The following is a 13551-nucleotide window of genomic DNA, read 5'->3' as shown; positions in this document are numbered from 1 at the left end:
TTTGATTTTTACATTTTATCTATTGTTAAGGAGTTTCTTATTAAAATGGGTGCATATTATGACAGGTATTTCGAATAAAACAGGCGGCAATCAAGATGCATTTCCCGTGCATCATTCTCACTATATCCAAGGAGAGCGGTTTAAAGGTCTTAATCAAAGGGTTCAGGAAAAAATTTTAACGGTAATGGATTCCATCGGCTGCATCTTAGGGGATGACTATCAGTTCATGGGAACAGCCCTTTATATTAGCTCTCGGTTTATCCTCGTTCCTCAGCATGCTCTCCAAGACAAGGTGGGGTATATTTTATTTAAGGGGTCTAATGAACTCATTCAAGCCACAACGTTTATTGATGGGACATCTGATCCTCAACCTGCATTTTTAGCAGATTATAAGATTCTTCAAGTAACCAAGAATTTACTGGGAGATTTGAAGATACGGGAACAAGAGAAGTGCCCTTTACTTGGAAGAGCTGATCATCAACACCGTGTTATTCAACTGCAATATAAAATAGATCAAGAAGTTTATATGACAGATATTCCTTTTAGTTTAGGGTATCAGACCCTAGCCAAAAAATCGGTTGCTGATAAGAATCTTAATGACTCTGATCAAAGCGGCTCTATTCTTTGTTCAGGAATTTCAGGAGAGGTTTATGGTGTGTATCAAGGAGGGGAGGGCATTTTGAAAATCGATGCGATTTATTCTTCACTTCAAAACATTACTCTTTATTCAGATAGTAAAGAGAAGAGAATCAACGCTTTACACGTGATGCTGGATCTGCAATTTCAGATGCAAGAGGCTCCTTATGCCAAGACGCTCTTTCCGACTTTACTGGGCCCTGGTCAAATACTTCTTCCAAAAAGAGCCCCTTTGATTCAGACATTTTCATCAAGTGAAGATGCAGCTTCTTTTGAAGAGGTTGTTAGGCAAGATGTGCTTGTATTTTTAGAGAATTTTTTAGATTCTACAGAGCTTAAAAAATATTGTTCCCATAGGATCTGGCAACCAGGCGGAGAAACAATCACTTTTGGAGACAAATATTTTAAAACATGGAAACAGTTTAAAACGTGTTTACAAATAGAAAAATCTTTTCCCTCAGCTATTCATCTCCGGATGCAAGGGGGCACTATGGGAAGTGTGGTGATAAGTAAAAGTATAGAGGCCTACGTGCAGGGCCGGCTAAATCCGTTAACAGGGAGATTGATTTCAACAGATTCTTCCTTAGGTGAGAAAACCCATGAGGAGAACACAGAAAAGATGATCTCTGTGATGAATTATCTCTTGATTCAGCTCAAAAAAACGGTGTTTTATTGGAAAGAGCATCATAAGAGAGCGACCTATACGGTTGAGCTTTTCTATCAAAAAGGGCTTCGTATACAGCCAGAAAAAAATTAAGCTACTCTAGCTGAAGAGGAGGGTTTTCTCGCACTGACGCGTCAGCTTAGAGAACCCCTTTTCTAGCTGAGTTTTTCTTTTGCAAGGATATGATTGCCATTTTCAAGTAAGCACTTTATAATTTAAGCATTGCCTTTGATGAGTGTGTGATGATCTTGAATAAAAGAAGATATGTTGATCGATAACACAAAGAAAATGAGGCAAATGAAGGGATAAAGTTCTTGGAAGATTCTTGCTTAAAAGGGAAGAGAAATAGAATATTATCTCTTAAAAAAAGAGCGCTTAAGCAGGTTTGACTTTTCAAAAAATCGGTCTCTCTTTAAAACAGGCAATAAGGACTCTTAAGTAAAAATAGAAGAGAAATAGTATGTTATGTCCCTTTTGTAATCACTCTGAATCTAAAGTCACTGATTCTCGTAACGCGATTGAGCAAAATGCAATCAGACGGCGAAGAGAGTGCTTAGAGTGTCAGAAAAGATTTACAACATTTGAAACGGTTGATCTCACCATTCAAGTGCACAAACGAGATGGTAGGTATGAAGACTTTCAGCAAGATAAATTGGTGAGAGGTCTTGATGCTGCCTGCCGCCATACGAGAATTAGTCATGAGCAAGTGTTATCCCTTGCCTCTCAAATTACTGCCACTTTAATGGAGCGGCAAATCCGGGAAATCAGTACAACAGAGTTAGGTGCCATTGTGATGCGTCACCTAAAAGGGTTAGATACTGTTTCTTATATCCGTTTTGCCTGTGTGTACCGTCGGTTTAAAGATATGGACGAACTCATGGATGAAATTCAAAGTATTTCGATCGAAGAAGAAGCGTTAACGAAGGAAGGTGAACATGCCTCTCACAAAAACTGAAATTGAAAAATTCCGCAAAAAACTCCTAGAACTCAAAGCTCAATTTTCTCAAATTGTTCATAATGTGAATCAAGAAGTGAAAACATCTGATGACTCAAAAGGGTATTCTCAGCACCAGGCTGATGAAGGCACAGACGATTTTTATCGGAATGTGAGTCTTCAAGTGTCTGACGAAGAGTATAAAATCATTAGACAAATTGATAGAGCTTTAGAAAAAATTGATGAAAACACCTATGGTATCTGTGATATTTCAGAAGAAGAGATTCCACTGCCTCGTTTAGAAGCAATACCTTATGCTACCATGACGGTAAAATCTCAAGAAATGCTTGAAAAAGGGCTCTTTTCTTAAATGAAAGGGGAGAAGCTAAGGCAGCAAGATTTCAGTAAAAAAGAGAAAAGTAACCCTTTACTTCCTCTCATGATTTTATTTGTGATTTTGCTCTTAGATCTTCTTTCTAAAAAATGGGTGGTGCAAAACCTCCCTCTTTCAGGTCCCTATTTTTGGATGTTCCCGTTTGGGGGCATCCCTGTATTTCAATGTTTAGGAATTGACTGCTGCATTCACTATGTCTCAAATTACGGGGCAGCGTGGGGACTAGGGAGTCATTTTCAAACTCAAATCGTCATATTACGGTTTATCATCGTTTTTTTTCTTTTGAAGTCTTTGTATACCTCATCAAAATTACCAAAGTATTATATCCCTCTTGCGCTCATTGCGGCAGGCGGTGTGGGAAATATCCTCGACTATTTCCTCTATGGTCATGTTGTCGACATGATCCATCTCATTTTTTGGGGCTATTCTTATCCTGTCTTTAATGTAGCTGATGCAGCTATTGTAATAGGTGTCATGTGGATTGCTGTATTACAGATTCAATCGTCAAGGAAATATGATATCTCTTCCTCAAAGTAAAAAACCTCCTGCTTTTTCTGTTTCCAAATGGCTAAAGCAACAAGTGCTTCTAGATCAAGAAGAGATGAGACTCTGTCTTGAATGGATAGCGCCTTTACATATTTATGCTGTAGGATCCATTCTTCCTTTAGAGAGCCTTGAAGTTCAGAAGCAAGAGTTTTTAGAAGAGTATGCGCTCTATATCTCTCATCTTCAAGATGGGGTCTTTATGGACCCTAGCCGCAGAGTCATTTCTTCTGTTTTAACAAGAGATAGAGGTGCGATTTATCCAGAAGAGATCAGACCTAATGGATGGATGGCAAAACTTGCAGCCCCGCTCATTCAGCTACAACATCATAAATTTTTTCCTTCCAAAGTCGATCATAAAATTCATCCGATGGTGATGAGTCTTGATGCTGTATCTTGGGGACTCCAATTTGGATTTCCTCAGATCTTTTTTGATCCAGTCCAAGGGACCTATCAAAAAACATGGGGAGATAAAACGTTTAGTAATGCAGCTGTTTTTTCAGAGCTTCTTAAATGGCTAAGAAATCACTCGGTTCCTACTACATTTCTTTGGGAAGGAGTGAAGATTAATACTCCCATTAGATTAGGTAAGAATTGTTTTAAGTGGATAGAGGCGCATCCCCAGCTGAAAAATCACGGCATTACTGTCCGTCAATACAGCGCCTCTTCATAAAATCATAAGATCTATCCATTCTGGTATTGCTGATAACAAGATAACTTGATATGAGGCAGAATTATGGCATCTATCAAACCTATCTCGCATCTTCACTTAGCTGTTCCCAGCATGCTCTTTGCTTGCTTTATCTACGCACTCTTAAGTGCGGCTATTAAAAAAGAGATGGGGCAACTCTCTGTTCAAGGGATCTTATTTTGGAGGTATCTCCTCTCATTTCTTCTTTTTATCCCTTGGATGATGTATCAAAATAGAGGGAGCCGGCTTGATCTTAAGCCAGGTTCTTGGTTTTTTTATATTGTAAGAGTCTTGGCTTCGATGGCAAGTATTTATCTTTACTGCGCAGCTTTAAGAAACCTCTCTGTCGGGATGACAAGCTTACTGTATAACATGCTCCCTCTTTTTGTTCCGATCATCACTTACCTTTGGAAAAAGGTGCCGATTGATCATAAACTGTGGTGGGGATTTGGAGTCTCTTTAATCGGCGTGATCGTTGTCCTCATGCCAGGAAAAGTAGAGTGGAGCTACGGCATGCTCCTCGCTGTCATTGCAGGTATTTTTGGAGCGGTGAGTTTAGTGTCCATCCGTTTTGCGCATTATGAAGAACCACTCTACCGTATTAACTTTTATGTCTTTCTCTTAGCCTTTCTCTTTACAGCGCCTCTTACGTTTTTAAGTGTACAAAGAAGCTGGGGAGATCTAACCTTCAGTCAATTTCCCTCTCTTCTTTTTATTGGAGTAGCTGGCTTTCTCTATCAGCAGTCGTATACGTATGCTCTTAAACACGCGCCTGCTAGGTTTTTAGCTCCTCTTATGTACTCAACCGTGATTTGGGCGGTGTTACTTGATAACTTCTTGTGGGGGACATCTTTTAGTGTGACAACATGGATAGGAACTTTACTTATTATTTTAGGGAATGTTCTCATTTATCTCTTGTATCCTAAAAAAGAACTTTCTTCTTAAGGATAGCTCTTTTTCATGTGAACCTCTTCACCCACTTTGCACTCCGTCCTTTCCCTTCAGAAATAATGGTTCCCTCATCTCTTAGCTGCCTTAAAACAAGCCGGATAAGGTCCCGGCTTACAGAGGGGCAGGCGCGTTCAATATCTGAAATAGAAAAAGGATGGGGGATGCTTTTAATAGTTATAGAAACATGATCTGTTTTATTTCCTTTACCTTGTTTTAATGGGCTAACTCTTCCTTCAAATTCTTTATACGCTCTTACTAACACTCCCCAAAAATATGTCATCCATGGCATGAGATCATGCCTCCCTTGATGCCAGCCGTGAGAGCTTTTTTCAAGGGTCTCATAATAGCTTTCCTTGGATTCTTCGAATATCCTTTCCAAGCTAATATATTTTCCAACTTGATAGTCAGTATGGTAAAGGAGGAGTAAAGTGAGTAACCTTGCAACTCTCCCATTCCCATCTCTAAAAGGGTGAATACATAAGAAATCCAAAATGACAGCAGGGATCACAATAAGCGGCTCCATGCACCTCTCTTGAATAGCTAGTTGATATCTTTGGATTAAGCTTTCCATTGCTAAAGGTGTTTCAAAAGCATTAGAGGGGATAAACCTAACTCGTTTCCCCCCATCAGGTAACCTCTCTATAATTTCATTATCAGTTGTTTTCCACTCTCCTCCTGGACTTGAGAGGTAGCGATAAATCCAGGCATGAAGTTGAAGGATAACGCTTGTTGAAAACGGCATATGATTTGCAGATTGATGAATCAAATTTAAAGCGTCACGGTAGCCAGCAATCTCTTGCTCGGACCTATCTTTAGGCGTGCTGTTGTATTTGACAAGCTCTGTAATACGGCGTGCAGGAGCTGTGATTCCCTCTAACCGGTTAGATGACTCACTTGATTCAATGATGGAGAGCTCTTGTAGTCCTTTTAAGACCTCAGGTGCTTGTTGAAAGTAAAGGGCTTGTTTACCCCTGTATTCACCAAGTGTCCGCAAGGTGGTGAGCTGCTCACTTGTAAAAGTTAGCGATTTTAAAAAGCCCTCTTCTAAGGAATGCATAAGTGTCCTAAATAGGGTAAAGGAGTTCTAAATGGGGTAATTTTGCCTTCATTTTACCCCATTTTAGGGTTTTTTACCCCATTTTGCAATGTAATTCTCTTTAAGAGTTACTGGCCTTTAGCATACGGCATCATAAAGTGTCTGGTTTTTTGCCAACTTAAGAGTACTTTTATGAGTCATGTTAAAAACTCGCTAAAATCGATGGTTTTATAGAAATATTCCTGATCTAATACAGAGTCTTGGGCCCCATTAACATGAATAAGAACAGGTCTAATTGAAAACCGTTTAGGAATTTTCAGTCGGTTGATTTTTTCTTTGAGATCTTGGATAACAGATGTTCCAAGGGTATTTTTAGAAAATTTAATTTCACAAATATAAAGAGTATTAAACCGTGTTTGCACCATATAGCTAATTTGAGAGCTCTTTTGTCTTACAGTGGCATTTTGAAAAAAGGGGCCCTCCATGACAATTTCTTCTACAGGAATACCCATCAGCTTCCAGAGTATTTGACGATTATGAAGTACAAGATTTTCAAGTTGTAGTCCCATAATATCTTCTAATTTTGTCAGATGAGCTAACAAGCGATTAGCAGATTCTCCTTGATCAATTTTTTCTTGATTAGGAGCAATATATTTGAGATAAAATCTTAAGTAATTATCACTCAGGCGGTATCTGCTGAGTTTACTTGGCTTTTTACTTTTTAAATCCCAAGAGAAATCTCGCTGTACAAATCCCGCTTTTACAAGCTTATCTAAATGTGTGCTATATCTTCCCCCTTGATGTTTTTCAAGTTCTTGGCAAATGAGCGTAAGCTCCTTGGGCTCATCTACTAGACAGTGAATAATATCTCTATAAGTTGCCATACTACGAGAAGAAATATCTGAAAATAGCTTCTCAAATTCCTTAACAAAGAATCCTTCTTTTGTAAAAGAGAGGTTATAGATGTTTTGCTCTACAGATAAGTGCGGGTTCATTTGCTCTAAATAGAGAAGGATTCCTCCTGTAATGGAAAGGAGTTTAAATTTTTCATAAGTGGAAATGTGTTTTTCTCTTAGGTCCCAAAAGGCATTACAAATATTTAAGGGGATTTCTTCAAGAATTAAATCCAAGGTAATTCTTCCCCTAAATCCTGTATTATTTAAAATATTATCTTCAATCCAAGAGAAAATTGGACCACATAAAATAATAATCAGCTCAGAATTTTTACTGAAATACATATCCCAACAGTTTTTGAGTTTTCCTAAGAATTCAGAGTCTTTACTTCCCATCCAGGAGATTTCATCTAAGACAATGAGGACACGGCCGTTTTCTGTATATTTTGAGAGATGCCAAAACATATTTCCCCAGTCATCTGGAGTAATACCAGGTATTCCAGCTCTTGCAAGTTGACGAACAAATTCCTCACGTTGTAACTGAGCTGTAACTTGAGGGCTAGGATGTGTGCCTGTAAAAAAGAAGCTTTTCATCTCTTTTCCAAACTCAGCACAAAGTCTACTTTTCCCTATTCCTCTTCTCCCACGGACAACAACAAGGCTTGCGCTCCTCTTTTTCGTAAGGCCTTGGAGCCGCTTTATTTCGAATTCTCTTCCAACGAAGGGGGATTGAGGCATGAAATCTCCTTTTTTAGCTACAGCATAAAACAGCTTCCAATATACATAGAGCTGTAAATATACAAATGCATGTTTGCGGCCGAATTTTGATACATAAAAAAACAGCCGTAAATCGTCTTTTCGTGATTTACGGCTAACTTTGTTAAAAAAGGCGATTTTAATTTTTTATAAAATGCATTTACTATTAGCAATATAGCAGAGGATCAATCTAAAAATAAGGATGGAAAAATAGGATCTCCTTTAGAGAAAAAGAGCACTTATCTATTTCTCTTTTCTTGATGAAGAAAGAAGCGGGGCGTTTAAGTGTTAAAGGCTGTTAAGGTTTAAATTATGGAGTAGCTTCATGAATTTTATAGAGGAGTGAGAACAACTCCTCTATCTAAAGAGCTTTAAGTCCTAAATGGATTCAAAACTTACAAAAGAGCTGATCGCTTTGAGCTCTTTTTCAAAGGCAGATTCTGGAAGAATACCCCATTTAGGATCAATATGCACTTTACCATACGATTTAGATCCATCAACAAACTCAACAATGAGCCGGTTTTTTCCTGCAAACTTTTGAAAGAGTTTTTTTAAGCTTAAAACCTGACTGAGTTTCACATCATGGATCTTGAGCTTTAGGAGAAAGGTTGCAATCACTTCTTGCTTTTCCACAGGTTTACCTTGTTTTTTATCTCTTGGGGGGAAGTTTCTTGGCTGCGCGCGGAGTTTATCAAACACCTTATCACACTCTTCAATGACTTGTTCGTTCACTTTAGAGAGCTCTTCAAACCATCTGCACTGCAGCTTAACCTCATCTTCTTTTTTATCGATTTGGAAAATGCCATAGAGAAGCTGATTTTCAAGAAGGAGGTGCCCTTTTTGATCAAAAAGATCTGGCCACACAGGAAGTTCAAACCGTAAATGGCCATCACTGATTTGCAGGATGGCAAATTTCTTTTGCGTTTTTGCAGAGATCCGGATTTGAACAGCATCGACAATGAAGACCACTCTACAGACAGCGTCATTTGGCATCCTTTCCACTTCATGGAAAGGGACGCAAGAGAGCCGCTCAATCTTCTTCTTATACACATCAAGAGGGTGTCCTGTAACGTAAAATCCGAGGAGCTCTCTTTCACGTCTTAAGAGGTGAGCTTTAGAGGCTTCTGTTTCAACTGTGACAGGCATTTCAATGAGTACAGAGTCTTCAGATGTCGATTCAAAAAGATCCATCCACCCTTTAGCTGTCTCTTTTTGTTTTTTCATCGCCCCGTTATAAAGAGGCTCTGCAACTTGCACCATCGATTGTCTGGCATGTGTTGTAAAATCAAAGCAGCCAGCTTCAATCAAAATTTCGATGTTTTTTTTGCCCACTTTTTTGGTATCAATGCGGTGACAAAAATCTGAAAGAGAGGTGTAGGGGCCGTTTGTTTTTCTCTCAATAATAATCGCCTCGACAACCCCTTCTCCAATCCCTTTAATACCGCTCATCGCAAACCTAATACCTTTAGAGGTGGCGACAAATTCATGGCCTGATTCATTCACATCAGGGGGCAAAATGGGAAGAGACATCGATTGACACTCTTGAATCAGTCTTGCAACCTTTGTCACATCGTCTTTATCGCAGGTAAGAAGCGCTGCCATCCACTCGCCAGGGTAGTTCGCTTTAAGATAAGCTGTCACATAGGCTAGATACCCATACGCTGCAGCGTGGGATTTGTTAAAGCCGTAGGAGGCAAATTTCTCAATCTTGTCAAAGATGTGAAGCGCTAACTCTCCATCAATGCCTTTGCCTTCGGCTCCTTGCCGAAATTTATCTCTCTGACGGGCCATCTCTTCTTTATCTTTTTTTCCCATCGCTCTTCGAAGGACGTCACCTTCTCCTAAAGAGTAGCTTGCAAGAAGACTTGCAATCTGCATCACCTGCTCTTGATACACCATGATGCCATACGTCTCAACGAGCACTGATTGCATGAGAGGGTGATCGATCTCAATCTCTTCTTTTCCATGCTTACGTTGGATAAAAGAGGGGATCATCTCCATAGGGCCTGGTCTATAAAGAGCCACCACCGCAATGACTTCTTCAAACTTATCGATATGCAGCTGTTTAGAAAGCTCTTGCATCCCTGTCGATTCCATCTGAAATATGCCGTTTAACCTCCCTTGGTTCATCAGCTCAAATGTGGGAGCATCTTCTAGATTGAGATCAATCCAATCAATGGTATTACCGTATCTTGACGCGATAGCATCGATGGTTTTTTGAATCGAGGTGAGGGTTTTAAGTCCCAAGAAATCGACCTTTAGCATCCCGACAGATTCCACTGGCTTCATTGAAAACTGCGTCACTAAAATATCGGTATCTTTTGAGGGGACAACAGGAATTCTATCCATGATTGGATCCCCGCAAATGATGAGCCCTGCAGCATGGATACCGGTATTACGAACAGATCCTTCAAGTCTTCTTGCAATATCTAAGATTTCTCTTACCTCTTCATCGGTTTCATAAGCTTGTTTTAGATCAGGGGACTCTAAAGCTTTTGCGAGCGTGATTCCTAAATCTTCTGGGACAAGTTTAGCAATACCGTTTACTTTAGCAAGAGGAACGCTTAGCATCCTTCCCACGTCTTTAATGGCCATCTTTGCTTTCATCGTACCAAAGGTGATGATTTGAGCGACCTTATCCCGGCCATATTTATCTACGGTATATTGAATCACCTCATCTCTTCGTTCCATGCAGATGTCAACATCGATATCGGGATAGGAGAGTCTTTCAGGGTTAATGAATCTCTCAAAGAAGAGATTAAACCGCAGCGGTTCAATGTCTGTAATGCCAATCAGGAATAAGATGATGGAGCCGGCTCCTGATCCCCTTCCTGGACCCATGGGAATGCCGTTTTTCTTGGCCCAATCGATGAAATCGTGCACAATTAAGATGTAATCACTCATTCCTTTAGAGATGATAATATCTAGCTCGTACTCAAGTCTTTTACGGATCACGGTTAAAGGATCTTCGCCAGGGTATTTCTCTAAAACTTTTGCAACTCTTGATGCTGTATATCTCTTAGAAATGCCTTCATCACACAGCTTTCTTAAATAGGTATCTTTAGAAACCGGAATAGGGGGAGTAAAAACTGGATAAAATTTTGTTTTAAAATCGATCTCAAGGTGAATTTTATCTGCAATTTCTTTAGAGGTGGTTAAAGATTCTGGAAGATCTGCAAACAGCTGCTTCATCTCTTGAGGCCCTTTAAAGTAAAACTCGTGAGAGAAGAGCACTTTTCGCTTAGGATTTAAAACACGCTCACGGGGATTGCCTTGAGAGTCTCTTTCCCAAATTTCACAAGGCTCTCCTGATTGAATGTTCATTAAGATTTCATGCGCTTTCCAGTCACCGCGCTCTAAGTAATGCGTCCCTTGCGTGGCTACACAGGAAATCCCTTTTTGCTTGCCTAGTAGCACAAGCTTTTGAATCACCACCTCTTGATTTCTAATAAAATCGTGGTAGTTTTGCGTCAGCCACCCCTCTCTTTCCATCCCATCTTCTTGAATGTGACGCTCTGACATGGGAAATCTCTCCAGCTGGAAATAGAAATCCTCTCCAAACTGACTCTGAAACCAATGGATTTCTTCTTCAAGCTCTAGTTCTTTCCCTTGAAGAATATAAAAGGGAATGCGGCCCTCTAAAGGTCCTGATAGGCAGATAAGCCCTTCTTTATGCTTTTCTAAAAGAGCTTTATCAATACGGGGTGTGTAGTAAAACCCTTCAATATGAGCTAAAGAGCTGAGTTTACAAAGGTTTTGATAGCCCGTTTGATTTTTCGCAAGAAGGATCAGGGGAAATCCTGAAGGGGTTCCTGGAATCCGTTTTTTTTCTTTGTGATCAAAGGGAGCAAGATGCAGTTCACATCCAATGATGGGCTTAATGGAGGCGGCTTTACACGCTTTATAAAATTCAATCGCTCCGTAAAGATTGCCCTCATCAGTAAGAGAGAGCGCTTCAAGTCCATATTGTTTTGCTTTAGCCACAAGATCTTCAACAGAGGCTGTGGAGTTAAGTATCGAATATTGAGAATGGATATGAAGAGGAATCCAGCTATTTGTCATGACCGTATTTTAAGTTAAGAAAAGAGGTGTTTAGAATTCATCGTAAGATTTTTTCTTCACCTCTTTTAAGGTTATCAAATATTAAAGCATACTCTCTACAAGAGATTAAACGGAAGCAGACCCACGGGATACTTTTTTTGTCAGTCCGTGGTTAGGGTGGTTTTTAATCGACCAAAAAGGAAGGAGGAGTAAGATGCAAAGAATGCTACAAATCATCAGCGCCTCAAAAAAACCGCTCCATCCAAACGCTTCAACCATCTTGGTTAAAGGGTATCCAGAGCTTGCCATTCCAAGGTAAGCGATAAAACCAATAAATCCTGTCGCCCCGCCTGCTGCTTTTTTATGAGAGAGCTCAACAGCTACCATCCCAATTAGCATCTGAGGGCCAAACACAAAGAACCCTACAATAAAGATGAGAAGGTAATCCATCAGGAGCGCGATTGGAGGAAGAGCCCAGAGCGCCATAATAGATAACAGCATGAGGCAAGAGAAAATGACATTAACAGGGCCTCTTTTTTCTTTAAAGAGCCGATCTGATGCCCATCCAGCAAAGAGGCTTCCAATAAGGCCCCCTACTTCAAACCAAAAAGTAGCGCCATTTGCAGTGACAAGTTGATACCCTCTTGTTTCCATTAAAAACATCGGAGCCCAGTCGTTAATCGCTCCTCTAATGAGATAAATGAAAAAGTAGGCGATCCCTAAAACCCACAGATAGCTATTATTTAAAATGTATTTAAATAAGAGCTCTTTTAAAGAGATTTCATGTTCTTGAGAAAGCGCTCTTGGATCTGTATTTTTTTTAAACGTTTCAATGGAGGGAAGCCCCATGGTAGACGGAGTATCTCTTAAGATAAAGAAGATAAAAATTCCTACAATAATGCTTAAGACACCCGCTGCAAACATGCCGTGACGCCATCCAAACTGCTGCGCTGTCATCCCAATTAAAAGAGGAATGAGAGCCGCTCCCACATTGTGAGAAGAGTTTTGCATGCCCCACCAAAGGCCACGTTCTTTTTGAGAATACCAGTGCGTTAAAAGCTTGGCACAAGGGGGCCATCCCCAACCTTGGAAAAGACCGTTTAAACACCACAGTATTGATAAGGTTAAAAGAGACGACGAGCATCCAAACAAGATATTCAAAATCCCTGTAATGATGAGGCCAGATGACATGAAAATACGGGGATTAGATCTATCAGAGAGCACGCCGCTAATGAATTTACTCAGGCCATAAGAGGCTGCAAAAATGGTGGTGAGTATGCCTAGATCACTCATGGAAAATCCCAGATCTTGTCCTAAAAGAGGCTTAATCGATCCAAAGCTATTACGAGAGAAGTAGTAAAAAACGTAACCGATGTACATTCCGATAAAAATGCGCCATCTCCAGTAACTGTACGATTCTTCAATCTCCGTTTCTGTTGGCTGAGTACGGCTGAGGAGAGGAGCTTTTAAAAACTTAAGCAGTTGCACAGATTACCTACGGTTAGTCAAAGATGAAAAGGGTACCTTCTTAACCGTCTAAAGTCAAACGATTTTGGGTTATATAGATATTAATTATTTTATTTTAAGGGTAAAAGGGCATCACAATAGGTGGCTAAAATAAAATCGTTTTCTGTGAGGCCATCTACACGGTGTGTCCAAATGTCAATCACGACTTTACCCCACGAGAGGTGAATGAGGGGGTGGTGCTGTTCTTCTTCTGCTAATTTGCCCACCTGCTGAGTAAATTCAAGGGCCGCTTTAAAGTCTTTAAAGATAAATGTTTTAGAGAGGTGATGAGCATTTACGATATCCCATCCAGGAGAGAGCTCTTTTAAAAGCGTCATCTGCTCATCTTTAGGCAAAGCGCTAACAAATCCTTCACAAGGAAGGCACCGTTTAGGGGGATTAGGCATGGTTTTTTCCTCCATATCAAGGGTTAAGGGACTCTGACTGCCCTTTTAAGTTTCTCAAGCCCAGCTAAAAAAGAAAAGAGTTTATTTTGAAAAAGATCA

11 protein-coding genes are annotated in these 13551 nt (G+C 40.0%); 6 read left to right on the top strand and 5 right to left on the bottom strand.

Features of this window, described 5'->3' with window-relative positions:
* The first annotated feature begins 58 nt into the window (after positions 1 to 58).
* The 6 genes from ACI7T6_RS05625 to ACI7T6_RS05600 all read left to right on the top strand — a co-directional run bounded on the left by ACI7T6_RS05625 (position 59) and on the right by ACI7T6_RS05600 (position 4807).
* On the top strand, positions 59 to 1393 hold the full coding sequence (locus ACI7T6_RS05625; RefSeq protein WP_404665403.1) for a hypothetical protein: 1335 nt from the start codon (positions 59 to 61) through the stop codon (positions 1391 to 1393).
* 367 nt (positions 1394 to 1760) lie between these two features.
* Positions 1761 to 2255, top strand: coding sequence for a transcriptional regulator NrdR (nrdR, locus tag ACI7T6_RS05620; RefSeq protein ID WP_404665402.1), 495 nt, complete (start codon positions 1761 to 1763; stop codon positions 2253 to 2255).
* Positions 2236 to 2604: a TraR/DksA family transcriptional regulator gene (locus ACI7T6_RS05615; protein WP_404665401.1), complete on the top strand. Its 369-nt coding sequence runs from the start codon at positions 2236 to 2238 to the stop codon at positions 2602 to 2604. The genes nrdR and ACI7T6_RS05615 overlap by 20 nt, the downstream gene beginning before the upstream one ends.
* On the top strand, positions 2605 to 3165 hold the full coding sequence (gene lspA / locus ACI7T6_RS05610) for a signal peptidase II (RefSeq protein ID WP_404665400.1): 561 nt from the start codon (positions 2605 to 2607) through the stop codon (positions 3163 to 3165). It abuts the gene before it with no gap.
* Positions 3143 to 3844, top strand: coding sequence for a hypothetical protein (locus tag ACI7T6_RS05605; RefSeq protein WP_404665399.1), 702 nt, complete (start codon positions 3143 to 3145; stop codon positions 3842 to 3844). Before lspA ends, ACI7T6_RS05605 begins: the two co-directional genes overlap by 23 nt.
* 63 nt (positions 3845 to 3907) lie before the next feature.
* The gene (locus tag ACI7T6_RS05600) at positions 3908 to 4807 is read left to right on the top strand and encodes a DMT family transporter (protein WP_404665398.1); all 900 of its coding nucleotides are present in this window, start codon (positions 3908 to 3910) and stop codon (positions 4805 to 4807) included.
* A 13-nt stretch (positions 4808 to 4820) separates the two neighbouring features.
* Here ACI7T6_RS05600 and ACI7T6_RS05595 read toward each other — a convergent pair whose 3' ends face one another.
* From ACI7T6_RS05595 to ACI7T6_RS05575, 5 genes are all read right to left on the bottom strand, one after another.
* Positions 4821 to 5870, bottom strand: a complete 1050-nt coding sequence (locus ACI7T6_RS05595) for a Fic family protein (protein WP_404665397.1) — start codon at positions 5868 to 5870, stop codon at positions 4821 to 4823.
* Between the two features lie 176 nt (positions 5871 to 6046).
* On the bottom strand, positions 6047 to 7480 hold the full coding sequence (locus ACI7T6_RS05590) for an ATP-binding protein (RefSeq protein ID WP_404665396.1): 1434 nt from the start codon (positions 7478 to 7480) through the stop codon (positions 6047 to 6049).
* Positions 7481 to 7876: 396 nt separating this feature from the next.
* Complete coding sequence (gene dnaE / locus ACI7T6_RS05585) at positions 7877 to 11560, bottom strand: DNA polymerase III subunit alpha (protein ID WP_404665395.1); 3684 nt, start codon at positions 11558 to 11560, stop codon at positions 7877 to 7879.
* Positions 11561 to 11665: 105 nt separating this feature from the next.
* Positions 11666 to 13021 (bottom strand): phosphoglycerate transporter protein PgtP, encoded by a 1356-nt coding sequence (gene pgtP, locus ACI7T6_RS05580; RefSeq protein WP_404666142.1) that lies wholly within the window; start codon positions 13019 to 13021, stop codon positions 11666 to 11668.
* 95 nt (positions 13022 to 13116) lie between these two features.
* Positions 13117 to 13452, bottom strand: a complete 336-nt coding sequence (locus ACI7T6_RS05575; protein WP_404665394.1) for a 4a-hydroxytetrahydrobiopterin dehydratase — start codon at positions 13450 to 13452, stop codon at positions 13117 to 13119.
* Positions 13453 to 13551: the final 99 nt, after the last annotated feature.

It is taken from the genome of Rhabdochlamydiaceae symbiont of Dictyostelium giganteum, from assembly GCF_964291045.1.
In the GTDB taxonomy this organism is placed as follows: Bacteria; Chlamydiota; Chlamydiia; order Chlamydiales; family Rhabdochlamydiaceae; genus PALSA-1444.
Note: the sequence above shows the minus strand (reverse complement) of the source record. Positions and strands in the feature narration are given on the sequence as shown.

Bases quoted from the DNA above. Each gene is read 5' to 3' on its own strand.
- ACI7T6_RS05625 (WP_404665403.1), top strand. From the start codon at position 59: ATGACAGGTATTTCGAATAAAACAGGCGGCAATCAAGATGCATTTCCC.
- nrdR (WP_404665402.1), top strand. From the start codon at position 1,761: ATGTTATGTCCCTTTTGTAATCACTCTGAATCTAAAGTCACTGATTCT.
- ACI7T6_RS05615 (WP_404665401.1), top strand. From the start codon at position 2,236: ATGCCTCTCACAAAAACTGAAATTGAAAAATTCCGCAAAAAACTCCTA.
- lspA (WP_404665400.1), top strand. From the start codon at position 2,605: ATGAAAGGGGAGAAGCTAAGGCAGCAAGATTTCAGTAAAAAAGAGAAA.
- ACI7T6_RS05605 (WP_404665399.1), top strand. From the start codon at position 3,143: ATGATATCTCTTCCTCAAAGTAAAAAACCTCCTGCTTTTTCTGTTTCC.
- ACI7T6_RS05600 (WP_404665398.1), top strand. From the start codon at position 3,908: ATGGCATCTATCAAACCTATCTCGCATCTTCACTTAGCTGTTCCCAGC.
- ACI7T6_RS05595 (WP_404665397.1), bottom strand. From the start codon at position 5,870: ATGCATTCCTTAGAAGAGGGCTTTTTAAAATCGCTAACTTTTACAAGT.
- ACI7T6_RS05590 (WP_404665396.1), bottom strand. From the start codon at position 7,480: ATGCCTCAATCCCCCTTCGTTGGAAGAGAATTCGAAATAAAGCGGCTC.
- dnaE (WP_404665395.1), bottom strand. From the start codon at position 11,560: ATGACAAATAGCTGGATTCCTCTTCATATCCATTCTCAATATTCGATA.
- ACI7T6_RS05575 (WP_404665394.1), bottom strand. From the start codon at position 13,452: ATGCCTAATCCCCCTAAACGGTGCCTTCCTTGTGAAGGATTTGTTAGC.